Annotated in this window: 20 protein-coding genes and 1 pseudogene; 16 read left to right on the top strand and 5 right to left on the bottom strand. The window is 68.0% G+C overall.

All coding sequences use genetic code 11. The features are described 5' to 3' along the window. The first annotated feature begins 314 nt into the window (after positions 1-314). The 4 genes from ACFWDI_RS30495 to ACFWDI_RS30480 all read left to right on the top strand — a co-directional run bounded on the left by ACFWDI_RS30495 (position 315) and on the right by ACFWDI_RS30480 (position 4,060). Complete coding sequence (locus ACFWDI_RS30495) at positions 315-1,931, top strand: MFS transporter (RefSeq protein WP_385308896.1); 1,617 nt, start codon at positions 315-317, stop codon at positions 1,929-1,931. 339 nt (positions 1,932-2,270) lie between these two features. Then, positions 2,271-2,891, top strand: a complete 621-nt coding sequence (locus tag ACFWDI_RS30490; protein ID WP_385308894.1) for a DUF6230 family protein — start codon at positions 2,271-2,273, stop codon at positions 2,889-2,891. Positions 2,892-2,949: 58 nt separating this feature from the next. Further along, the gene (locus ACFWDI_RS30485; RefSeq protein WP_385308892.1) at positions 2,950-3,429 is read left to right on the top strand and encodes a DUF6114 domain-containing protein; all 480 of its coding nucleotides are present in this window, start codon (positions 2,950-2,952) and stop codon (positions 3,427-3,429) included. Continuing rightward, positions 3,419-4,060: a hypothetical protein gene (locus tag ACFWDI_RS30480; protein ID WP_385308891.1), complete on the top strand. Its 642-nt coding sequence runs from the start codon at positions 3,419-3,421 to the stop codon at positions 4,058-4,060. Before ACFWDI_RS30485 ends, ACFWDI_RS30480 begins: the two co-directional genes overlap by 11 nt. A gap of 114 nt (positions 4,061-4,174) precedes the next feature. Here the strand turns inward: ACFWDI_RS30480 and ACFWDI_RS30475 are convergent, their stop codons facing one another. Further along, a complete protein-coding gene (locus ACFWDI_RS30475) occupies positions 4,175-4,366 on the bottom strand; it encodes a winged helix-turn-helix transcriptional regulator (RefSeq protein WP_385308889.1) in 192 nt (63 codons plus the stop codon). Here ACFWDI_RS30475 and ACFWDI_RS30470 point away from each other — a divergent pair. Beyond that, positions 4,346-5,086, top strand: coding sequence for a luciferase family protein (locus ACFWDI_RS30470; protein ID WP_385308887.1), 741 nt, complete (start codon positions 4,346-4,348; stop codon positions 5,084-5,086). The two genes, ACFWDI_RS30475 and ACFWDI_RS30470, sit on opposite strands and share 21 nt — an antisense overlap. Next, positions 5,047-5,379 (top strand): DUF6640 family protein, encoded by a 333-nt coding sequence (locus ACFWDI_RS30465; RefSeq protein WP_385308885.1) that lies wholly within the window; start codon positions 5,047-5,049, stop codon positions 5,377-5,379. Before ACFWDI_RS30470 ends, ACFWDI_RS30465 begins: the two co-directional genes overlap by 40 nt. Before the next feature lie 89 nt (positions 5,380-5,468). Here ACFWDI_RS30465 and ACFWDI_RS30460 read toward each other — a convergent pair whose 3' ends face one another. Together ACFWDI_RS30460 and ACFWDI_RS30455 are read right to left on the bottom strand one after the other, a co-directional pair. Next, positions 5,469-6,344, bottom strand: a complete 876-nt coding sequence (locus tag ACFWDI_RS30460) for a DUF427 domain-containing protein (protein ID WP_385308883.1) — start codon at positions 6,342-6,344, stop codon at positions 5,469-5,471. Between the two features lie 121 nt (positions 6,345-6,465). Beyond that, positions 6,466-6,573 (bottom strand): annotated as a pseudogene (locus ACFWDI_RS30455) (glycosyltransferase); the annotation flags it as partial. A 121-nt stretch (positions 6,574-6,694) separates the two neighbouring features. Between ACFWDI_RS30455 and ACFWDI_RS30450 the strand changes: the two are divergent. The 4 genes from ACFWDI_RS30450 (at position 6,695) to ACFWDI_RS30435 (ending at position 11,804) form a co-directional block, all read left to right on the top strand. Next, positions 6,695-7,381 (top strand): response regulator transcription factor, encoded by a 687-nt coding sequence (locus ACFWDI_RS30450; RefSeq protein ID WP_385308881.1) that lies wholly within the window; start codon positions 6,695-6,697, stop codon positions 7,379-7,381. Then, positions 7,378-8,754, top strand: a complete 1,377-nt coding sequence (locus tag ACFWDI_RS30445) for a histidine kinase dimerization/phospho-acceptor domain-containing protein (RefSeq protein WP_385308879.1) — start codon at positions 7,378-7,380, stop codon at positions 8,752-8,754. Before ACFWDI_RS30450 ends, ACFWDI_RS30445 begins: the two co-directional genes overlap by 4 nt. Before the next feature lie 102 nt (positions 8,755-8,856). Further along, positions 8,857-11,088, top strand: a complete 2,232-nt coding sequence (locus ACFWDI_RS30440) for an MMPL family transporter (RefSeq protein ID WP_385308877.1) — start codon at positions 8,857-8,859, stop codon at positions 11,086-11,088. Continuing rightward, positions 11,085-11,804: a DUF2993 domain-containing protein gene (locus ACFWDI_RS30435; RefSeq protein ID WP_385308875.1), complete on the top strand. Its 720-nt coding sequence runs from the start codon at positions 11,085-11,087 to the stop codon at positions 11,802-11,804. The genes ACFWDI_RS30440 and ACFWDI_RS30435 overlap by 4 nt, the downstream gene beginning before the upstream one ends. Before the next feature lie 31 nt (positions 11,805-11,835). Here ACFWDI_RS30435 and ACFWDI_RS30430 read toward each other — a convergent pair whose 3' ends face one another. Next, positions 11,836-12,801 carry a pirin family protein gene (locus tag ACFWDI_RS30430; protein ID WP_385308874.1) on the bottom strand — a complete coding sequence of 322 codons (966 nt, stop codon included), beginning with the start codon at positions 12,799-12,801 and terminating at the stop codon, positions 11,836-11,838. A 130-nt stretch (positions 12,802-12,931) separates the two neighbouring features. On the opposite strand from ACFWDI_RS30430, the gene ACFWDI_RS30425 reads away from it, so the two are divergent. Next, positions 12,932-13,291: a tetratricopeptide repeat protein gene (locus ACFWDI_RS30425; RefSeq protein ID WP_385308872.1), complete on the top strand. Its 360-nt coding sequence runs from the start codon at positions 12,932-12,934 to the stop codon at positions 13,289-13,291. Between the two features lie 72 nt (positions 13,292-13,363). On the opposite strand, the gene ACFWDI_RS30420 is transcribed toward ACFWDI_RS30425, so the two are convergent. Beyond that, positions 13,364-14,302, bottom strand: a complete 939-nt coding sequence (locus ACFWDI_RS30420) for an AEC family transporter (protein WP_385308870.1) — start codon at positions 14,300-14,302, stop codon at positions 13,364-13,366. Between the two features lie 150 nt (positions 14,303-14,452). Here ACFWDI_RS30420 and ACFWDI_RS30415 point away from each other — a divergent pair, with 150 nt between their 5' ends. The 5 genes from ACFWDI_RS30415 to ACFWDI_RS30395 all read left to right on the top strand — a co-directional run bounded on the left by ACFWDI_RS30415 (position 14,453) and on the right by ACFWDI_RS30395 (position 21,899). Further along, positions 14,453-15,040, top strand: coding sequence for a GNAT family N-acetyltransferase (locus ACFWDI_RS30415; RefSeq protein WP_385308868.1), 588 nt, complete (start codon positions 14,453-14,455; stop codon positions 15,038-15,040). A 41-nt stretch (positions 15,041-15,081) separates the two neighbouring features. Then, positions 15,082-18,342, top strand: coding sequence for an AIR synthase related protein (locus tag ACFWDI_RS30410; protein WP_385308867.1), 3,261 nt, complete (start codon positions 15,082-15,084; stop codon positions 18,340-18,342). A gap of 66 nt (positions 18,343-18,408) precedes the next feature. Continuing rightward, the gene (locus ACFWDI_RS30405) at positions 18,409-19,518 is read left to right on the top strand and encodes a Gfo/Idh/MocA family protein (RefSeq protein ID WP_385308865.1); all 1,110 of its coding nucleotides are present in this window, start codon (positions 18,409-18,411) and stop codon (positions 19,516-19,518) included. Beyond that, positions 19,515-20,615, top strand: a complete 1,101-nt coding sequence (locus ACFWDI_RS30400) for a thiamine-monophosphate kinase (RefSeq protein WP_385308864.1) — start codon at positions 19,515-19,517, stop codon at positions 20,613-20,615. The genes ACFWDI_RS30405 and ACFWDI_RS30400 overlap by 4 nt, the downstream gene beginning before the upstream one ends. A gap of 3 nt (positions 20,616-20,618) precedes the next feature. After that, a complete protein-coding gene (locus ACFWDI_RS30395; protein ID WP_385308862.1) occupies positions 20,619-21,899 on the top strand; it encodes a DegT/DnrJ/EryC1/StrS family aminotransferase in 1,281 nt (426 codons plus the stop codon). Positions 21,900-21,933 lie beyond the last annotated feature (34 nt).

Genomic DNA, 21,933 nt, shown 5'->3' with positions numbered 1-21,933 from the left:
TCAACCATCCATTCCCCTCCCCCCGTTGGCGATCGCCCGACGCCGCTCCAACCGGCTCTGGCGACGACGCGGGCGGACGGATACCACCGGCCTGTCGATTCCCTCAGCGGGCGGATCAGTGGGCACTGGCTTCGGCTCTCAGCGACCGTTGAGCGTGCCGGCGCTGCTCTCGTACGTGACCAACGTGGGCATGACCGTGACGCCTGGAGCAGGCCTACGGGTTCAGTGGAGTCGGCGCGGTCGACCGCCGCCAACCGGCTGATCTCCGCGGCGGGTCGAGGAGCCGCCCTCCGGGTCGCTGGGACGATGCGCCCATGACACCCAGGACAGGCTCTCCCCAGAGTTCGGCATCGGCGCGACTCGTCCTGCTGACACTCGCGGCCGGGCAGTTCCTGATGGCGCTCGACAGCTCTGTCATGAACGTCTCGATCGCGACGGTGGCCGACGACGTGGGCACGACCGTGACCGGGATCCAGGGCGCGATCACGGCATACACGCTCGTGATGGCGATGTTCATGATCCCTGGCGGCAAGGTCGGCGCGCTCATCGGCCGCAAGCGCGCGTTCATGATCGGCTGCGTCATCTACGGCTGTGGATCCCTGACGACAGCGCTCGCCCCGAACCTGCCCGTGCTGCTGCTCGGCTGGTCGTTCCTCGAGGGGATCGGGGCGGCGCTCATCCTGCCCGCGATCGTGGCGCTCGTCGCCGGCAACTTCGGCGCTGAACGCCGGCCCGCCGCCTACGGACTCGTCGCGGCCGCAGGGGCGGTGGCGATCGCGGTCGGACCGCTCATCGGGGGTATCGCGACGACGTACTTCTCCTGGCGCTGGGTCTTCGCCGGTGAGGTCGTGATCGTGCTCGGCATCCTGGTACTGGCCCGCCGCATCGCCGACGCGCCGAGCGACGGACGCCCGCGCATCGATCTCGTCGGCGCCGTGCTCTCCGCCCTCGGGCTCGGGATCTTCGTCTACGGCGTACTCCGCTCGGACGAATGGGGCTGGTTCCAGCCGAAGCCCGACGCACCCTCCTGGCTCGGCATCTCACTGGTCATCTGGCTGATGCTGGTGGGTCTGCTCCTGATCTGGCTCTTCCTCCGCTGGGAGGCCCGTCTCGTGGAGCAGCGCAAGGAACCACTCGTGGACCCGGCACTGCTGCAGAACAAGCAGCTCACCGGCGGCCTGACGATGTTCTTCTTCCAATACCTCGTACAGATGGGCGTGTTCTTCGTCGTGCCGCTCTACCTGTCGGTCGCACTCGGCCTGTCCGCGCTCAAGACCGGCGCACGCATCCTGCCGCTCTCACTGACACTGCTGGCCGCCGCGATCCTGATCCCACGCTTCTTCCCGGACGTCTCGCCACGGCGCGTGGTGCGGCTGGGGATCCTTGCGTTGCTCGCGGGTGCGGTGGTCCTGATGGCCGCGCTCGACGCAGACGCCGGTGCGGAAATCGTCACCATCCCCCTTCTGCTGATCGGGCTCGGCATGGGCGCGCTGGCGTCGCAGCTCGGATCGGTCACCGTGTCCGCAGTACCGGACAAACAGAGCGCGGAGGTCGGCGGCATCCAGAACGCCGTCACCAACCTCGGCGCCTCGATCGGTACGGCACTCGCCGGGTCGATCCTGATCGCCGCACTGACGGCTTCGTTTCTGACCACCGTCGAGCAGAATCCGGCGGTCCCGGCCGAGGTCAAGAGTCAGGCGACCGTCCAACTCCAGAGCGGTGTGCCCTTTCTGTCGGACGCCCAGCTCAAGACCGCCCTGGACGAAGCGGGCACGAGCACGGAGGTGACCCAGGCCGCGCTCGACGCGAACGCCGCAGCGAGGCTCGACGGCCTGCGCGCCGCACTCGCCATCCTCGCCCTCGCCGCCCTCCTCGCCCTGTTCTTCACCCATCGGATCCCGACGACCCAGCCCCGCTCGGCAAAGCCATAGCGGCGGACGGCCCTGTTCCACCAAACAGCGCCGCCTGCCGGTCTCCTGAACCGAGGCATTCAGCAGTAACTCCGCAGCCGGCCCCAGAAGCGTTCCGCAGCCCCGACGGCTCAGCATCCTCGGCACACACCCGGTGATTGTCAGCCGCCGGAGGACATCACCCGTGGCACAACACCGTGCGTCGCACGAAAAGCGCGCGAGAAGCTTCTCACCCGTCTGCGCGGTCTGATGTGCCGACAGCTGTCGGTCGCAGCAGTCTAGGATTTATCACTACATACTGGGACATCGCCTTCCTCTGCCTGACACCGGCATGCCCATATCAGGACCGGAGGAGAGGGAATGCCACAGGGCGTCGGCAGGACACGCTGGAAGCGCTTCGCCATCATCCTGGTCCCTGGCATCGCGGCCGCCGCGACTCTTGGTGTCGCCATGGCGCAAGGAGCGCTGGCCGCGTCGTTCTTCATCTCCGGCCAGCGCTTCCAGGTCGGCGCCGACTCACTGACCGTACGGGGTCTGAGCATCTACGGCATGGTGGACGTGCCCCGTAAAGGCACCCCTGTTCCGGTCGTGGTCACCGGGCTGAGGCATGCGAAGATCGACGGTCTGTGCCAGTCCGTTGCGGTCCCGATCCCGGTTCTCGGCACGTACACGCTGAGACTCACCGGTGACCGGGGCGTGGCCGAGGCGAAGGACATGTTCATCGATGGGACCTCCTTGGCAGCGAGTCAGGCGTCCCTCGATGATCTCGACATCGGTGTCGCGGCCGGCTCGCTCACCAAGGGCAAGGTCAACCCCGATGACAGGGACTCGCGGTTCTTCGATCCCAACGCCTTCGCACAGCAAGCGGCATCGGCCACTCTCACCGACGTGCGTGTCATCGCAGTCGCCGTCTCGGCCGCCACTCTCAATGTCCCCGGCCTCAATCTGCGTCTCGTGAAGGGTCGCGAAGAGTGCTTCTGACCGTGTGACCCGGGCTCGCCTGCCCTGCCTCCTGCCCGCTTCCACAGGGAAGACGCACGTGATCCACAACCCTTTCGGCAGACGCCCAGGACTGCGCGTCGCGATCGCCGACGCCCGACGGAGATTCAGGGCATGGCGCGGTGAACGCCCCTTCTGGGCCGGGCTGTTCACCCTCGCGGCCGGAGTTCCCGTCATCTACTTCCCCTACGTGAGCCTCAGTCTGGGCGGCATCCCTCTCGCACTGTCCACCACCGCCGGCGCAGGATCGCTGATCATCGGGATCCTGCTCGCCATCCTCGGCATCACCCTCTGGTTCCACCAGCAAGTGCGTGTGTTCGCCGGGATCGCGACCATGCTGCTCGCCCTCGCCTCCCTCCCCATGGTCAACTTCGGGGGGATTTTTCTCGGTCTGCTCTGCGGCCTCGTCGGCGGCTCCCTCGCCTGTGCCTGGGCCCCGCCGGACACCGCGGATCCTCGGTCCGCGGCACACCGCGCCTCTGCGGCCGTCCCGGTGAGCGAGGACCAGGGTGAGAGGTGACGACCTGAGCGGCGTACTCGACCGCTTGCGGTGGTCACTCGCCAGGACGCTGGCCCTGACGGCGCTGCCGGTGGCACTCTTCGGTACGCCGGCAGCTTCGACCGCGCTCCGCTCCTCCAGCGGCATCCCCACATTCGACGCTGTCGGCACCGATGCCCCGCGCGACCGGCCTTCTGCCCCGCTCGGTAGCGGCCCCTTGGTTCTGCGGGCAGACAAACTCGTCCTCCACGGGAGCGTTTTCCACGGCGTGGTAACCGTGCAGACCCCGGCCGGGCCCGAACGGGTTCTGAAGTTCACGGCACGGTTGATGGACATCACCGATCTCGACCTGACGATCGGCGGCGGGGTGCGCCTGCGGGCCAGGCCCGCGACGACATCCACGATCAGGGGCAAGGACGTATTGACGCTCTACACCGAGAGGCTGTCCGGCTCGCTCACCAGCCTGGGCGGCGCCCCACTCCCGGCGGTCCGCAGCGTCACGATCACCCCCGACGCCCTCCCGAAGTGGCTTTCTCACCCGGGGGCGCCCATGCGGACCGTCGCGTTCGAAGACGTGACCGTTTCGCAGGCCGGCCAGTTCGGCGGCGATCTGACCATCTCCGGGCCGGACCTCCGTGCCGCGGACCGGTGACACCGCACACTGGCGCGTGCAGCTGCGAGGTCCCGTATTGGACATGAAGCGCCCGTGGGCGGCGACGACGAGCCGGCATGTGGGTTTCGAGTCCAGGTTGGAGCGGGACCACGGTCAGCCTTTGGCCCAGGCTTCCTCTTCCTCCCGTGCGGCGTCATAGGCGCGTCGGGCGGCGGCGACCTGTGGCAGGTGCGCCTCGGACCAGCCCACGAGGGTGTCGAAGACCGGTACCAGGGTGCGGCCCAGGTCGCTGATCTCGTACTCCACCCGGGGCGGGATCTCCGCGTGGTAGGTGCGCACGATCATGCCGTCATACGTGAGGGCGACCGGCCCGAGACCGGGCCGGAGGTCCCTCACCTGCAGTACACCCAGATCAGCCCGCCGCAGATCAAGGAAGCACTGCGGCACTGGATGGCCACCGCATTGCCCGGCATCGTCCCGGGCCACAGCGAGATATCCGTCCCCAGCACCTGGGCGGTGTTCCTCAGCGACGTCGCCCCGGCCGAGGGCGCCCGGCTGTTCCTGCCCCGGGGGAACGCGGAGTTCGCGCACCTGCACGCCGACGGCAGCCTCCACCTGGCGCTGGACCCGGCCGACCACCCCGCGTTCCTGGCTTCCGGGTGGGGCGAGAAGCACCCTCTGTACGACCGCGGCGTCAACGTCGTCATGTTCTACGCGCCCCGCGACCAGGCCGAGCTCGAGGTGGCCAAGAAGGTCATCGCCGCCTCCTACCAGTACGCAACCGGCCACGCTCATGGTCTGGGCGTTGTGGGAACTTCGCGTGCGACGTCCAGTCGGGGTTGTAGATGTGCGTCTCGTTCCCAGTCCGCCACGTACGCGAGGCTCATCGTGGCGAGCAAGGCGCCGCCACCTCGGCCGTCGCGTCGCCGAACAGGCACTCATCTACGCCCGCGGCCGCGCGATGACCACCCAGGGCGCCTGACAACAGCAGCGCGGCCGGCGCTCATCGACGCACGCCACGTGAAGTGGCACCTGCCCGACAGGCAGGCAGGCAGCCCCTGCTGACCCTGACCTCGGCCCTGTGGATGCGCCGCGGCGCCTGGTCGCACTCCCGTCTTCAACTCGCCACCGGCGCCGCATCGTTGTACTGGATCACCCAGCTGTCGGCGATCGTCTACCCCGGCACGGCGCTCGTCGACCCGCCGAGGACCTTCGCCCCTCAGCCCGCACTCGCCGCCGCGATATTGGCCCTCAACGCGCTCGAGTATGTCGTCGAGAGCCGACGGATCGGGCGCAGCACCAGGCAGAGGCGCATGAAAACCGCTGACCTCAGCGCCGCCGGCACCAGCAGTCCCTGACGATGCGAGCGCCGCGATGCCCACGCCTGCGGCGTGGAACGAGGCCGCGCCCACCCTTCAAGTAGATGCTCGCGGCCAACACCGTCTCATCAGGCGTGTTCCGGGTCCGGCCGCCCTGCGGTCGCACCCGGTCCTCCCGAACTCTCGGGAGACGGCTTGCTGAAGAAGGTGACCGGACGCTGCTGCCGCTCTCCGTCGACGACGATGTCGACGGACTCGTTGTAGAAGGCCACCCGGTGCTTGATGATCCACACGGAAGGCAGAGGATCGGGATAGCTCCAGGCGATGTCGGGCCGCACGTCGGCGCCGCCCGCCCACGACCAGTAGTCGGTCGCCACACCCTTGTACGGGCAGCGGGTTCGCGCACCGGTCGGGGTGAAAAGATCGAGGCGGATGTCCTCCCGCGGAATGTAGTAGCGGACCGGCAGGTGCGTCTCGAACAGCAGAACCGGCGTACGCGTGTCCGCGACGACGGTGCCCTCGATCTCGACCTGGACGTGCCGGGTGCTGGGCAGCGCGTCCACCCGCTTGTACGGGTCACGGGGGTGCACGAAGATCTCCTCGTCCTCTTCGTACCAGTGGTCGAGCACCTCGTGCCCGAACCATTCGAAGCTGATGTAATCGGCCAGCTCCTCGCTGGGATAGGTCCAGGCCGCCGCCTGGACGGTCCGTTCGGCGAGCGCAAGGTCGTAGAAGACCGTCGCTCCCCCGTGACGTCGCGGGTTGGCGGGCCGCTCGGTCCTTCGCAGCAGATCCATCCGGACGTCTGCGGCCGGGAAGGCGTACAGGGGTACGGGACGACCGGGCTCCCACACAAGAACGGGCCGGCGGCTGTCCACGACCGTGACCTCGCCCTTCGTCGCACGCACCCATCGCTCGCTCGGCTCCCAGGTCACGCTGTCGATCGAATCGGGCCGACGGCGTTCGACCGGCACGCCTTCCGGGCCTCCATGCGGAGTGGTCATCGGTCTCCTCCTCGCTCCGGCAGGTGCCTCTGGAAGCCAGTGCCCTCGATACCGCGGTGCCGCACCGGCATCCATGTCCACGCTGCTCCGGATGAGAGCTCCCCGCAAACGCCGCCTTCGGCGCAGCTGCGGCAGCCAGTCGCTCCTCCAGGCCGCCCGCGACCTGCGGCACGACCTCGCCCCCCGGCGGCAGCCAAGCCCCTGGCGCACCGTCCAGTACCAGGACGCGCGGCGGGTGCAAGGGCGCGGTCGGCGCATTGTTCGGGGAATGTACGGGCGGCGGCGTGCCCGCCGGGAGGGCGACTTGATGTGGTTAGCATCGATGAGGTTGCCGCACGTGAGAGGCAGTGATGACGGAGTCCAGGGGCCTCGTGCTGATCGTCGAGGACGAGCGCCACATCGCCGATGTGGAAAGGCTCTACTTGGCGCGCGAGGGCTTCGGTGTCCACGTCGAGACCGACGGGATTGCCGGGCTCGCGGCCGCGAGACGGATGCACCCGGTGGCGATCGTGCTGGACATCGGTCTGCCGGGCCTGGATGGCATCGCCTTCTGCCGTGCCCTGCGTGACGTCGGCGACTGGACGCCGGTGCTGCTGGTCACCGCGCGCGGTGAGGAGGCCGACCGCATCCTCGGGCTCGAGTTGGGCGCGGACGACTACCTGACCAAGCCGTTCTCGCCGCGCGAGCTGGTCGCCCGGGTCAAGACCGTGCTGCGCCGGGCGGCCGGGCCGCCGGGGCAGCCGACCGAGAGCGTCGGCCGGCTCGGCGTGGACCCGATCAGCCGCACTGTGCGCTGCGACGGCGAGCTGGTCGAGCTCACCGCCACCGAGTTCAACCTGCTCGCGTACCTGCTCCAGCACGTGGGGCAGGTCTTCACCCGTGAGCAGCTGCTCGCGCGGGTCTGGGGGTACCCGGGCTACCGCGACACTCGGATGGTCGACGTCTTCGTCTCACAACTGCGCGCCAAGCTCGGCGAGGCGAGCCCGATCCGTACGGTCCGCGGCGTCGGCTACAGCGCGACGGCCTCCAGCAGGTGAACCGCCCCCGCCCCCGTCGTGGCTCGCTCGCACGCAACATCGTGGTGCTGACCACCGTGGTGGCGGCACTCGCAGTGGCGTTGACCGGGCTGATCGCCTGGCAGACCGCCGAGCACGGCGCGGAGCAGCGCGAGCGCGACCAACTGACGCGCCAGGCAAAGGTGCTGAGCCGCCTGCCCGCCTTGTCCGAAGCCCTTTTTACCGGCGCCCAGGTACTGGCCGGGCCGAACAGCGTGCACCTCGCCGTCATCGCCCCGGACGGAACGGTGAGCGGAACCGCCACCCCAGCCGTCGACCTGGCGTCGAAGTCGGACCTGCTGGCGGGAGAGCCGGTCTCCACCGACAGCGTTCTGGGCGGCCAGGACGTGCTGCTGGTGGGGCAGCCCGGCGCGCGCGGCGGCGCGATCGTGCTGACCGAGCCGTACACCGTCGTCACCCAGAACACGAACCAGATCCGCCGCAACGTGATTGCGCCGCTGATCGTCGGCATGCTCGGCGCGGCACTGGCCGGAGCGCTCCTGGCCCGCCGCATCGCCCGCCCGCTCGCGACGGCCGCGCAGATCGCGCACCGGCTCGCCGACGGCGAACGCGGCGTACCGGCCCCGGTCGACGGCCCACGGGAGACCGCGGACATCGGGCGCGCCCTCAACGTCCTGGACGAAGCGCTGGCACACAGCGAGAACCGGCAGCGGGAGTTCCTGCTCTCCGTCTCCCACGACTTGCGCACCCCGCTGACCGCACTGCAGGGATACGCCGAGGCACTCGCCGACGGCCTGGTCGAGCCGGACCAACTGCCCGAGGTCGGCGGCATCCTGGCCGACGAGACCCGCCGCCTGGACCGCTTCCTGGAGGACCTGCTGGACCTGGCCCGGCTGGAGGCGGACGACTTCCGCCTCGACACAGCCCCGACCGACATCTCCGCACTCGTCGCCGAGGCCGCTGCCTTCTGGTCCGGCCCCTGCGCACGCCACGGCGTCGACCTACGGCTCGAGCAGTCCGGGCAGCCCGTCGTCGACACGGACGCCTTCCGGGTTCGCCAGCTGATCGACGGCCTGGTGCAGAATGCCCTACGGGTCACGCCCGAGGGCGCACCCCTGGTCCTCGCCGTCCACGCGGCTGCGGGCGGCGCGGCCGAACTGCAGGTCCGCGACGGTGGACCCGGCCTGAGCGACGACGACGTCCGCATCGCCTTCGACAGCGGCGCCCTCCACGAGCGCTACCGGGGCACCCGCCCGGTCGGCAGCGGCCTGGGCCTGGCCATCGCCCACCGCCTGACCGGCCGCCTCGGTGGCGCCATCGGTGTCGAAGGGCGCGGCCCGGAAGGCGGCGCCTGCTTCACCGTCACCCTCCCGCCGTCACCCGACGGCACTTGAGGACTTCGCGAGCCCTCGTCCCGGCGGGCGCGCAGCCGCCCGTACATTCCCCGAACATTGCGCCAAAGGCCCCCTTACACGCGCCGCGCACAGTGAGGCCCCATGAAAACTGAATCGGCCGAGGGGCCTGGACTGCTCCACCGGAGCGGGCGCTGGTGTGCCCGGCACGCCTGGCGGGTTATCGCCCTGTGGGTGCTGCTCCTTGTCGGCCTCGGGCTGGCCGACCACACGTGGGGCGGCACCTTCGCGGACAGCTTCTCCCTGCCCGGCACCAGTGCCCAGACCGGTGCCGACCTGCTCAAGGCCCACACAAGCAGTTCCGGGGGCACATCCGCCCCGATCGTGATCACGTCCGACCAGGGTTCGGTCGCCAGTCACCGGGCCGCGATCGACGCGGCCGTCAATAACCTGGATCAGCTGCCGAACGTCCTCGCGGTGGCCGACCCGCTCACCACGCCGGGGGCGGTCTCCGCGAACGGCGACATCGCCCAGATGACCGTCCGCTTCAGCAGCAACCCGGCGAGTTTCGACCGCTCCTATCTCGACCGGGTCGACACCGCCGTCGAGCCACTGCGCACCGATCACGTCACGGTCGAATACGGGGACCCGCTCGGGCAGCTGGCCGCGCCCAAATCGGCCGACCGCGTCTCGGAGGCCATCGGTCTGGCTGTCGCCGTGCTCGTGCTGCTGATCGGCTTCGGCAGCGTCGCCGCCACCGGACTGCCGCTACTGACGGCCGTGCTCGGCCTGACCGTCGGCCTGGGCGGCCTCGGCCTGCTCGCCTCACACTTCAGCTTCGCGCAGGCGTCCCCGACCCTGGCCGCGATGATGGGCCTCGGTGTCGGCATCGACTACGCGCTCTTCCTGGCCACCCGCTACCGAGCCCTGCTGCACTGCGGGATGGAACCCGCTGAGGCGGTCGGGCGCACCGTTGCCACCAGCGGCCGTGCCGTGCTGGTCGCCGCCGCCACGGTCGCCATGGCGCTGGGCGGGCTCTGCGTCTCGGGCGTGAGCTTCATCGGCACCCTCGGCGTCGCGGCCGGGCTCACTGTCGTCGTGGCCGCTGCCGCGTCCGTGACACTGACCCCCGCGCTGCTGGGTCTGCTCGGCCGCCGCATCGACCGCCTTCACGTGCGCACGCCGGTCGCCGAACCCACCGGCGAGTCGGACGTGTGGCATCGCTGGGCCGTCAAGGTCAGCCGGCGCCCCTGGCTCTTCCTGGTCAGCGGCCTGCTCCTGCTCGGCACACTGTCCACTCCGGTCGCGTCCATGCAGCTCGGCCACGTCGACGCCGGAGCGCAGTCCACCGGCCGGACCGACCGCCGTGCCTACGACCTGATCACCGTGGGATTCGGCCCCGGCGCCAACGGCCCCCTCACCGTCGTCACCCACCTTGACAGTCGGCAGGTCGCCGGCCAGACCGAGCGCCAGGACCTCGCCACCTCGCTCCAGCACACGCTGGCCACCGTGCCCGGCGTCGCCTCCGTGACACCCCCGGTCCCCAGCCCCGACCACGACCTGCTCATCACCACCGTCACCCCCACCACCGGCCCGCAGGACCAGGCCACCACCGACCTGATCCACACATTGCAGAACGACACGGTGCCGCAAGCGCTGTCCGGCACCGGCGCCACCGGCTACGTCACCGGCACCACCGCCGCCACCCAGACCTTCACCGACACCCTCGTCGCCAAACTGCCCCTGATCATCGGTGTGGTCGTCGCCGCCGCGTTCCTGCTGCTGCTCACCGTCTTCCGCAGCCTGCTGATCGCACTCAAGGCCGCCGTGCTCAACCTGTTCTCCATCGCCGCCTCCTACGGCGTGGTCGTCGCGGTCTTCCAATGGGGCTGGGGCGGCGCGCTGTTCGGCGTCACCGAGAAGGTTCCCGTCGAGTCCTACGTACCGATGATGATGTTCGCCATCGTCTTCGGGCTCTCCATGGACTACGAGGTCTTCCTGCTCTCCCGGATCCGCGAGACCTGGATGCACCGAAAGGACAACCACCTGGCCGTCGCCACCGGCCTCGCCGCCACGGCCCGCGTCATCACCTGCGCAGCACTGATCATGACGAGCGTCTTCCTGGCGTTCCTGCTCTCCACGAACGTCGCCGTCAAGATGCTCGCCCTCGGCCTCGGCGTCAGCGTCATCATCGACGCCACCGTGGTCCGCCTGATCCTGGTGCCCGCGTCCATGTACCTCTTCGGGCGCGCCAACTGGTGGCTACCCGGCTGGCTGGACCGGCTCCTTCCGCATCTCGACCCGGAAGGACCCGCCGCAGCGCCCACCTCCCTGCCCGCACCCGCCCCTGTGCCCGCCCGAGGAGACCAGCGATGAAGCACCGCCTGACGAAGACCCGGGCAGCCATGCGCCGCCACCTCGTCATCACGGTCACGACCGCCGTGGTCCTGGTAGCCGCCGTCGCCACGGGCGCGGCCGAGTTCATGGCCCGCAACATGATCCAGAACCGCATCGCCGAAGCAGCACCCGCCCTCGGCGACAACGTGGCGGTCAGCGTGGCCGGCGACTGGGTCCTGTGGGACCTGGCACACAAGAACATCCCCAGACTCGACATCAGCAGCGACGACGCCCGCCTCGGACCCCTCTCCCAGGTCTCCGTCCACGCACAGCTCGACGACGTCCGCCTCGGCGGGACGGCCACCGTCGGCAGCACCCACGCCCAGGTGACCGCCTGGACGCAGTCCCTCGCCGCCGCGATCCAGACCGCCGCCCCGTCCGTACCGGTCGCATCGGTCACCACCGACCCGGCGAAGGGAACCATCCTCGCCGCCGTCGGCCCGGCCGGCGCCGGACAGCTGACGCTGCGTCCCGTACTCGAGGACGGGAGGGTCACCCTCGCCGTCGACGGGCTCACCGTGTTCGGCCGCTCCGTCCCCACCAGCCGGCTCGGGATGGGCAACGGCAGCCCTGGATCGGCGCCGGGCGCGCAGAAGGACTACCCACTCGGACTCAAAGCCACGTCCGTGCACGTCCGGCCGGACGGCCTGCACATCGCCCTGACGGGCGGCCCCAGCACCCTGGCCGGCGTCTGATGACCGGATACGCCACACACATCACCGCAGTTCAGCGCACCCTTCCCCGTGGCTTCAGGGCCACCGGGGGCAGCTCGGGAGCAGACAGCCGGCCGCCGTCGTAGCCCTTCACCTCGCCGAAGCGGGAGCCGGTCATCCAGTCCGCCCGCGCCTGCGCGATCTCCTCGTTCGTACGCCCGATGAAGTTCCACCACATGACGATCTCCTCTTCGAAGGGCTCGCCGCCCAGGAGCATCAGGCCCGCGTCGGATTCGGCGCGCAAGGGGAGTTCGGTGCGGCCGCAGCCGAGGTAGAGCATCGAACCGGGCAGTACGGGCACGCCGTCGACATGTGTCTCGCCGGACATGCAGAGCACGGCGTACTCGAAGTCGGGGTCCAGCGGCAGGCTCGCCGCCGCGCCCCGGGAGAGCGCCAGATCGGCGCCGACGAGCGGGGTGTAGGTGGTGCCGGGCGAGAGGGCGCCGTCGAGCTGACCGAGGATGACGGTGGCGGTCAGGCCGGGCCCGCTGACGGTCGGCAGGTCCGCGTGGTGCTGGAACTGCGGCTCGACGTTCCGTTCGGCGTCGGGGAGCGCGACCCAGAGCTGGGCTCCGTGCAGGAAGCGGGCGTGCGGCTTGGGGCTCTCCTCGGAGTGACTGATCGCCCGGCCGGAGGTCATCAGGCCGAGTTCGCGCGGTCGGATCGTCGCCAGGCTGCCGTTGCTGTCGCGGTGCAGCACCTCGCCCTCGTGGAGCCAGCTCACGGTCTGGAGTCCCATGTGCGGGTGGGGCGGGACCTGCATGCCGGGCTCGTCGGCGATGTCGTCGGGACCGTAGTGGTCGACGAAGGCCCAGGCTCCCACCATGCGGCGGCCGAGGTTGGGCAGCAGCCTGCGGACCTCGGTGGATTCGCCGAGCCGGACATGGCGCGGGCTGAGGAGTTCGCGGACGGGTTCGGCGACGACGAAGCCACGACCGCCGCAGACGGAGAGGGCGGCCTGACGATCGAGATTGCTCATGGCGCTCAACCTATTCCTGTACGGACGCGAGCCGTCAGCCCCCACGCCCAAATGATAGTGGAATATTCAACCATCTCTCTCTGCTGTGCACCGTGCAAGCAGCAGACCGGGGCTCCGAGGAGGAGAGCACGTGAACGAGACGTACTACGAGTTCGGCACCCCCGCGGAGCGGTGGGATCGCGCCCAATTGTTCTTCGACGCCAAGGAGTACGTCACCGCGGCCCGCATTCTCGCCGGTCTGGTCGCCGAGTCGCCGGAGAAGATCGCGCCGCGTCTGCTGCTCGCCCGCGCCTACTACCACTCGGCACGGCTGCACTTGGCTGAGGCCGAGCTGCGCGCCGTCCTGGAGCTCAGCCCGGTGGAGCACTACGCGCGGCTGATGCTCGGCCGCACACTGGAGCGCCAGGGGCGCCCGCGGGACGCCGCGCCGCATCTGCGGATGGCCGCGGCGATGTCCGGTGAGCCTGTGCCGGAGGCGGTCGAGGGGTAGGGCGGTCGACCGCCGGCGCGATGGCCGGGGCCGTCCGGCTGCCGGGCCGTCCTCAGTCACCGGGCGCCGCGGTCACGCCAGCAGCCAGGCGATGAGTGACAGCGACCCCATCGACAGCAGCGTGGACAGCAGGACGGTGTCCCTGGCCAGATCAGTGTTCAGCCGGTACTCGGAAGCGAAGATGAAGGCGTTCTGCGCGGTCGGCAGACCGGCGCAGAGCACCACGGCGAACAGCTCGTGCCCGTCGAGACCGAAGCCCCAGCGCGCGAGCGCATAGGCGAGCAGCGGCTGGACGGCGATCTTGAGCGCGACCAGCACGCGCCGTTCCGTGCGGCCCATGGCGTCGGGCCGCTGCGCCCGCGCGTTCAGCGACATCCCGAGGGCGAACAGCGCGGCGGGCACGGCCGCGCCGCCGAGCATCTGGACCGGAGCGGTCAGCTCGGCGGGCAGCCGCCAGCCCGCGGCGGCGACCGTCACCCCGGCGGCCGACGCCGCGATGATGGGATTCCGCAGGGGCAGCTTCAGGATCCGGCCCCAGCGGTCGCGGGCTCCGCGCCGTACATCCAGGTCTATGAGCACCAGGATCACCGGCGTGATGAACAGCGTCTGGAACAGCGCAGCCGCGATCACGAACGATGCGTCGTCCAGGACGTGTACGGCGATGGGGATGCCCAGATTGGCAGAGTTGACATAGGCCCCGGCCATCGCGCCTATGGCTCGGTCGGCCTGGCGGCGGCGAAAGACCCACCGGCCAAGCAGCAGGCCCACCCCGAACACGATGACGAGGCTGGCCGCGAACACCGCCACGCCTGGGCCGGCCAGCTCGGACACCCGTGACCTGGACAGCGTCAGGAACAGCAACGCCGGCATGGCGAACGCGAAAGCGAATCGCCCCAGCACGGTCTGCGCCTGAGCGCCGAGCACATTGAACCGGCCCGCCGCCCAGCCGACGGCGGTGATCGCCCAGATGGGCAGGAAGCCGGAGAGCATGGTCACCCGGCCAGCATGCATGGCCGCGATCATCACACCTCGGCCGCCCCCGGCAGTGCCGCGTACACCCCTGAGGCAGGGAGAGTTGGGCGTTCTCGGCGCTGCGTCGCATGTCAGCCAGGTTCGCCCAAAGGAGTGCCCCGAGGCGTCCGACGTGTCAGCATATGGCTCATGCTCTCGCTCGTGCCTGCTGCCGTGGCTCCCGGCAGAATGGCGGACACGCCCCAACCAGTACTCCAGGCCTCGTACGAACTCCTGCTCCGGCCATGGGAAACCGACGACGCTCCGCAGGTCATCGAGGCCTTCAGCGATCCCGAGATCCAGAAGTGGCACATGCTGACAGTGACCACGGAGGAGCATGCCCGCCAGTGGATCATTGCCCGGCAGCGGAGTTGGCAGCGGGAATCCGGGGCGAACTGGGCCATCACGAACGCGAAGACCGGGGATATCGTCGGCCGTGCCGGATTGCGCTACATCGATCTGCGCGCGGGACGAGGCGACTGTACCTACTGGGTCCTCCCGCCGGCCCGCGGACAGGACATCGCGGCAAGGGCGCTTCAGGAACTCGCCCGATGGGCCTTCGAGGACATAGGGCTGCATCGGGTGACGGCGGCGCATTCCACCGTCAACACCGCGTCGTGCCGCGTTGCCACGAAGGCCGCGTTCACGTTCGAAGGCACGATGCGCAGTCAGACGAGACACCTGGACGGCTGGCACGACATGCACCTGCACGCACGCATTCACAGCGACAAGGACTGAAGCTGACGGAAGAAACACCACATCCGTCTGGGGGGACAAGGATGCAGCTCACCGTTTTCCTCAGCTTTGAGAACCACCAGAAGAACCGGGCTGTCTGGCTCGGCCGAGAGCTCGCCGCATCCGGCTTCCGGGTCATCATGGAGGACGATTTCGGGGCCAGTTCACCGCGCGTGGAAATGGCCAACGCCATTCAGGACTGCGACCTCGTCGTGGCCCTGGTCACCAGCGCCTACGCCCACGCACGGGCCACGCAACGGGAGCTCGACTTCGCCGAGGCGTTCGGCAAGAAGGTCGTCGCGGTCTTCACCGGGCTGTCGTCCCGCAGTGCACCGGCCAAGTCGTACACGGCGTACCGCCGCCTGGAGATCAGCGAGACCTGGGAGGACACCGACGCCCAGTGGCGTCAGGTCCACGAGCTGCTCGTACGGCTGCTGCATCAAGAGGTACAGGCCTCGCCGCCCTCAAGGCCGAACCCGCGGAACAATCCATCGGGTGTCCCCCTGGAGAACGCGGTCCTGCTGTACGACATCGAGGACAGAGCGCTGGCCGACCTCATTATTCAGGCGCGGCCCGGATGGCGGAGAAAGGGTGGACCGGGCGAGGCGAATGCCACGGAAATCCCGCACGTTCTCCTGTGGACGGTCGCGTCGGCCGAAACCTACAGCCTGGGACGCAAGGAACTGGAGCATGCCGCTGCCGAGTCCCCGGTGTATCTCGCAGTCGCCGGAGACGCTCCCCCTCCCGCTCCCGAGCTGGACGCGCCCTCGTTCTCGGTGAACGAATTCATCCCCCAGGCCCGCAGGGTGGCGAGCCGGCCCGGACGGAAGGCCGCTCCCCAGTCCCGGGTGGCCAAGCTGAACGAGCAGGTGCTCGCCGCCAACGACAGAACGCCGATCAATGTGCTGGTCGACCGTCTCTGTTGCTCGCCCCGAGTCGCCGAACTGGCCGCTGATGCCTACCGCATCGCTGTGAGTGAGCTCAATGCGGGCGACCATCTGAGGCTCTCCGCGGTCTACAACCAGGCGCTCGCTCTCAGATTCCGCGGCGACTGGCGGCAGGCCGTCGAATTGATCCACAACGAGCTGCTGGCCACACCCTCCGATCTGACCGCACAGGCGGAGAACCTTCGGCTGCATCTCACGCTCGAGCGAATGTCACTCGAATACGAGCTGGGCGACCGGCGGTCGGCCGGTATCGAGCAGGAGATCACGAATCTGCAGCTGGAGTTCCGGGCCGCCGGCGAGCTGCCCGGTTATGTGCAGACCGGCCGTGTCCTCGGGAACGTGCTCCGCGAGCGCGGCAAGTTCGACGCCGGTGAGCGCGTGATTCAGCGCACGATCGGCGTCGCGGAGTATCTCGCGGAATCCACCGACGGCAGCTACGGCGACCTGGTGCTCGCCGACTGCCTGCGGGAGCTGGCGCAGCTGTATGTGGCACGGATGGACTTCACCCGAGCCCGCAGCAGCCTCAAGGACGCCAAACAGCTGCTTGCCGTCCGGGGCGAGGAGACGCATGGAGCGGCGCGCTATCTCTCCGCCGTGCTGATGTACGTCGACGCGACGATCGACGACCGCGACGGGACGCACACCCATGCAGACCCGCCGACCGAGCGTGCTCACAGCGCGCTGGAGATCCTTTCCGGCTTCGAGAACCCGATCCGGCTGGCAACGATCTACGACTGGCTGGGCCGGGCCTGGACCCGGCATGTCCCCAGCAGGCGCGAGAACCTGACGCGCGCGGAAGAGTATCTGCGCAAGGCGCTGCGCATGCGCGAGGTCCACGGACACAGCTACACCCTCGGTCTCTCCCATCTGTCGCTCGGCGGGCTGTACGAAGTGCTGGGGAACATGGAGCGGGCGCTCGACAGCTATGAGCTCGGCCGTCAGGTCTTCAACCAGCGGGGCCTCCGTCCGGCTCTGGCAAGGGCGCATGCGGCCCTGGCCCGCGGCTACTTCCGGATGTCCCGCAGTCCGGACGACGACGCCGGGACCCTGTACCGCGAGCATCTGGAACACGCGGACAGGCTTTATCAGGAAATCCGGCTCGCCAAAGAAGGCATGGAGCTGCGCTTCGAATTGGAGCACAGCGGCCGTCGGGCCATGAACGAGGTTCCGGACAACACCCCACTCATCTCCGTCGGCGAATACCACTTCCACAAGTGGATCCGCGAGCACACCGCTACGCACGGCCCGGAGCTGGACCGCAATTTCAGCCTCACCGTAGGCATCGGTGACGACGCCGCGGTCGTGTCGTTCGACGGAGCATCCAACGGTCAAGGCCTTGTGTACACAACGGACTCCGCTCCGGGATCGCTGGCCGAACCCGGCAAGTCGCCCGAGTACGTGGGCCGTTTCACGGTGGTCCAGACGCTGGCCGACATCATTTCCATGGGTGCCCAGCCGGTCGGGCTGCTCCTCAATCTCTTCCTGTCGCGTTCGGTCTCGGTCGGCTATGCCCGGCGTCTGATCGAGGCTGTGGTGCGCGAGGCCGCTCGCTACGGCGTCGCCGTCATCGGGGGAGACGCCAAGGAGCGCAGCGAGCAGTCGGTGGGCTGTGTGGGCATCGGATACGTCGACAAGTCCCGTATTCTCACCAGGAATTCAGTGCGCCAGGGGCATGCCATCGGCATCACACTCGCTTCCAGCCCCACCGGTGGGTGCCGCCCGATCGGCACTCGATGGGCTCAGGAGCTGGTCGAGTACTACCGTATGGACCGCTCCGGCGTCATGCGTGACTTCCCCCAGCTGCGAAAAGTCGTCGACCCCAAGGCGAAGTACGAGCTGCTGTATCTGCCGGACAGAGTCATGGCAAGCGCCGTACGCACCGGCCTCATGAAGTCCGCCATGGACACCAGCGACGGTGTACTGGCCTGCCTGGAAATTCTCGGGCGGGAGAGCAGTGTGGGCTTCGAACTCGACGAGGCCGCGATCACCGACATCATCGGCGACGAGGCACGCACGCTCGCCGGCATCCTCGGTCTCCCGACGGGACTGTTCCTGTTCAGTGCCGGTCATGACTGGGAAGTGGTCTTCGCCTGCGAGGAAGCAGATTTCGCAGCCGTGGCGGCGGCCGTCGAGCACGATCTGCGGGGGAACGGCCGAGTGGTCCGCATCGGCACAGCAGTGCAGCGCACCGAGCAGGACGAAAGCGGTGTTCGCATTCGGCGGACGAATGGCGAGGAGCGATTGCTGCAGTACTACACGGACGAGAAGTTTGTCCCTCGCAGATATCAGGATCGCCCTTCCCAGTGGCTGACTTTCGCCAATAGATTCGCGCCGGATGATCTGTCCGGCGTCGAATGAGAATCCGCCGCGTCGGTCGCCGCCGACCACTCAACCGATTTCCGGTAAAACGCCATCAGCATATCAATGGCTTCGAACTACCGAGCATCGCGGGGACTCACTCCCCCGCCGTTCGGATATCAGGTTGGTGAAGCATTGCAGACGGGTAATGATATTCTGAAGCCGAAACCGGAGGACCCGAAAGGGACCACCCCGTCACGGGTGGCTGTGGTCGGGTGCGGCCGAAGGTTCGGAACTGCGATACTTCCCGTCCTCAAGGAGTGCGAGGCCCAACTCGTAGCCGTCATCGATCCAAGCCGTCATGCGCGCGACAGCGTGATTTCCGGTCTTCTCGGGCAACCCACTCCGGTGACGTCCGAAGAATTGTCGGCGACTGTCCTGCGCGACAGCAGGCCGGACATGGTCGTCGTGGCCTCCCCCAGCGGACTCCATTTCGAGCACGCCTGGATGGCGCTTGCATCGGGAATGATGACATTCGTGGAAAAACCTCTGGCGCGCTGTGCGGAGGAGGCGGACCGACTGAGAAGCATGAGCGGAAGAAGGCTCGCCGTCTCGGAGCAGCGAGTGCACCGCACAGATCTCAAGTTCGTACGGGAGTGCATTTCGTCCGGCGGCATCGGCAGAGTCACGAAGATCATCTATCACGATACCGTGGCTCCCGCTCCTTCGTTCGGCAAGAGCTGGCGCAACGATCTGCTACTGGCGGGCGGAGGGGTTCTATTCGATCTCGGGTATCACACGATCAATACGCTGCAGTGGCTTCTTGACAGCAGCTGTCACGACCTCGTGCCGCGCTTCGTTCGTCTCGGCCGGGGGAAATTCTCCGTCGAGGACAGTGCCCGCATATCCTGCACGGGTCAGGAAATGGAACTGCGGTTGCGCATCGGTCTCGATGCGGCATGTCCGGGCGAGTATCTCCTGATCGAGGGAACAAGAGCCTCCGTGCGGGTCAGAAGGGAACGTCTGGACGGCTCCCTATCACTGGTCGCCGTGCACACCCCGAAATCCGGAACGCGCATCACCCGTCACCACCTCGACAACGCGCACGACACCCGTTCTCTGAGGGACTTCATGGCCGGAAAAATATCTGAGACATCACTGGACCGTCATGTGGCGACGGTACGGCTGCTCGAAGCATTCTACGAACATGCGAACACCAGAAGGGGCTTCTTATGAATCTGCTGAACTATCAGGAGAAGACATTCATCCAGGAAATTTTGGGGCCGCTCGCCAGCACGGCCCAGGCGGGGAACTTCGAGGATGCGGTGGTGCTCGACCTGGCGAAGATGACCGGACAGAATGATGCCCCTTTTCTTGTCTATTCGATGGACCAGCCCTACTTCATCCAGCAGCCCGACGCCTCCCTTGCCCCCCAGCGCTTCTACGGCCGCTGGATCGCGGGCACCACCTGCAATGACATCATTGCCATGGGCGCCAGATGCCGCGGCTTCTCACTCGCTCTGGCGGCACCCCCCCAGACCCCCGCCGATGACATCCGGTCCATTGCCCTGGGCATCAACGATGTACTGACGAGCATCGGCTCGACATACGAGGGGGGCAATTTCCACAACGGCGACATGGCGACTGTCGGGTTCGCCTGGGGAACCGTGCCCAGACACGGAATTGTCCGGCGGTCGGGTGCTCGCCCCGGTGACAGAATCGTTGTCACGGGCGAACTCGGTTTCGGCTGGCTCGAGTACCAGATCAGAAAGAATCACCTGGAGCATCTGATCGACGATGCGGACAAGGAGAAATTCCGCACCTACAAGTCGATGCCGATCGGTGCCGCATCGGCCGTCGCCGCAGCCGCCGAGAGTGAATGCTTCACCTCCGGCATGGATCTGAGCGACGGGCTGATCGAATTCCTGTACACCGTGAAAACCAGAAACAACGTCGGATGCCTGATCGACGCCGACCTCCTTCCGGTGTCTGCCGCGAGCCGGCGCAACGCCCCTCTTCTCGGCCGGCTCGACCCATCGCTCGGTATCGTCGAGAAGTTTCCGTTCCTCCTCTCCTTCGATCCGGGCTATGACTCCCCGCTGCGGCACGCGTTCACGGTTCGCCCCGAGTCCTTTGCCGACGCAGCGCAGCACTTCAGCGAACACGGCTACGAACTGCATGTCATCGGTGAGGTGACCGATGACCCGGCCGTCCTGCTCAAGACGGACCGGAACGTCTTCGAAATTCCGCCGTTCTGGGACGACAACCTCCGTCAGACCACCACCATGGAAGCCTGGTCCGACTTCATCAAGGGACTCGACCTGAAGGGATGAGCGATGCGGAAGGACGAACTCGCGCTGCATGGAGGCCCGCCCGCCGTGACGGTGGAATGGAGCCAGGACTGGCCGTACATCGGCACGGAAGAGGTCGCCGCGGTGACCGATCTGCTCGAACGCGGCGTCATCTCCATCTACGACCGTTCAGGCATCGTGGCCGAATTCGAGCAGGCCTTCGCGGACTACCACGCGGAGGAACAGGGAGTCCCGTATGCGCTGTCCCACAATTCCGGCACGTCGTCCTTGCACGCCGCATACTTCGGACTCGGCATCCGGCCCGGCGACGAAGTCGTCGTCCCCACCTACACATTCCTCGCCACCGTGACCCCGCTGCTCCAGATGGGCGCGCTGCCGGTCTTCGCCGATCTGGACCCGGTCACGCTGACCATGGACCCGCGGTCGGTCGAATCCCGCATATCTCCGCGTACCCGCGCCATCGTCGTCACCCATATGTGGGGGCATCCCGCAGACATGGCGGCGCTGCTCGCGATTGCCGAGCGTCACGCTCTGCCCGTGGTCGAGGACTGCTCGCACGCCCACGGGGCCACCATTGGGAACCGGAAGGTCGGCACGTTCGGATCGGTGGGCTGTTTCAGTCTCGAAGGCCACAAGGCAGTGGCAGCGGGTGAGGGCGGAATCCTGGTGACGCGCTCGCGCGAGGTCTACGAACGCGCGCTGATGCTGGGTCACTTCGGGCGTCGAGCCAAGGACGAGGTCATGCACAAGGACCTGGTTCCCTTTATCCAGACCGGGTTCGGCCACAAGTACCGTATGCATCCGCTGGCGGCTGCGATAGCCCTTCAGCAGCTGCGCCGACTCGACGCGCGCAACGAGCGCCGTCGTGCCAACCTCGACCTGCTGTGCGAGGTACTGAGCCCAGTACCGGGAATCCGTCCGCCGGCAACACTTCCGGGAGTGGCGCGGGGCGGCTGGTACGGGTTCAAGGCCCGGTATCTGAGTGCCGAACTGGGCGGCCTTCCTCTCCCCCGTTTCATGGACGCCCTGCAGGCCGAAGGAGTGCAGGTGAAACGGCCCGGCTCGCCTCCGCTGCACCGGGTTCCCGTCTTCCGCATCACCCGCACGGAGGCCCAGCGTCTCGGACTCTCCTGGGCCGGCTCTCTGCCGGAGTCGACTCCGCCGTTATGGGATTGCCCCGTGGCCGACGGCGTGTATCCGGAGCTGCTGAGCCTGCCCACGTTCTCCGGGGATTGCTTTCCCGTCGTACGCCAGTACGGTGAGGCGTTCGCCAAAGTCGCCGGCCGATGGCAGGACCTGTTGTGAATCGACAGCCCGCCGCACCGCATCGAACGGACCG

It is taken from the genome of Streptomyces sp. NPDC060064 (genome assembly GCF_042736455.1).
Taxonomy (GTDB): Bacteria; Actinomycetota; Actinomycetes; order Streptomycetales; family Streptomycetaceae; genus Streptomyces.
This window is presented reverse-complemented; position numbering and strand designations above follow the sequence as displayed.

Bases quoted from the DNA above. Each gene is read 5' to 3' on its own strand.
- ACFWDI_RS30495 (WP_385308896.1), top strand. From the start codon at position 315: ATGACACCCAGGACAGGCTCTCCCCAGAGTTCGGCATCGGCGCGACTC.
- ACFWDI_RS30490 (WP_385308894.1), top strand. From the start codon at position 2,271: ATGCCACAGGGCGTCGGCAGGACACGCTGGAAGCGCTTCGCCATCATC.
- ACFWDI_RS30475 (WP_385308889.1), bottom strand. From the start codon at position 4,366: ATGATCGTGCGCACCTACCACGCGGAGATCCCGCCCCGGGTGGAGTAC.
- ACFWDI_RS30460 (WP_385308883.1), bottom strand. From the start codon at position 6,344: ATGACCACTCCGCATGGAGGCCCGGAAGGCGTGCCGGTCGAACGCCGT.
- ACFWDI_RS30450 (WP_385308881.1), top strand. From the start codon at position 6,695: ATGACGGAGTCCAGGGGCCTCGTGCTGATCGTCGAGGACGAGCGCCAC.
- ACFWDI_RS30440 (WP_385308877.1), top strand. From the start codon at position 8,857: ATGAAAACTGAATCGGCCGAGGGGCCTGGACTGCTCCACCGGAGCGGG.
- ACFWDI_RS30435 (WP_385308875.1), top strand. From the start codon at position 11,085: ATGAAGCACCGCCTGACGAAGACCCGGGCAGCCATGCGCCGCCACCTC.
- ACFWDI_RS30430 (WP_385308874.1), bottom strand. From the start codon at position 12,801: ATGAGCAATCTCGATCGTCAGGCCGCCCTCTCCGTCTGCGGCGGTCGT.
- ACFWDI_RS30420 (WP_385308870.1), bottom strand. From the start codon at position 14,302: ATGCATGCTGGCCGGGTGACCATGCTCTCCGGCTTCCTGCCCATCTGG.
- ACFWDI_RS30415 (WP_385308868.1), top strand. From the start codon at position 14,453: ATGCTCTCGCTCGTGCCTGCTGCCGTGGCTCCCGGCAGAATGGCGGAC.
- ACFWDI_RS30410 (WP_385308867.1), top strand. From the start codon at position 15,082: ATGCAGCTCACCGTTTTCCTCAGCTTTGAGAACCACCAGAAGAACCGG.
- ACFWDI_RS30405 (WP_385308865.1), top strand. From the start codon at position 18,409: ATGGCTTCGAACTACCGAGCATCGCGGGGACTCACTCCCCCGCCGTTC.
- ACFWDI_RS30400 (WP_385308864.1), top strand. From the start codon at position 19,515: ATGAATCTGCTGAACTATCAGGAGAAGACATTCATCCAGGAAATTTTG.
- ACFWDI_RS30395 (WP_385308862.1), top strand. From the start codon at position 20,619: ATGCGGAAGGACGAACTCGCGCTGCATGGAGGCCCGCCCGCCGTGACG.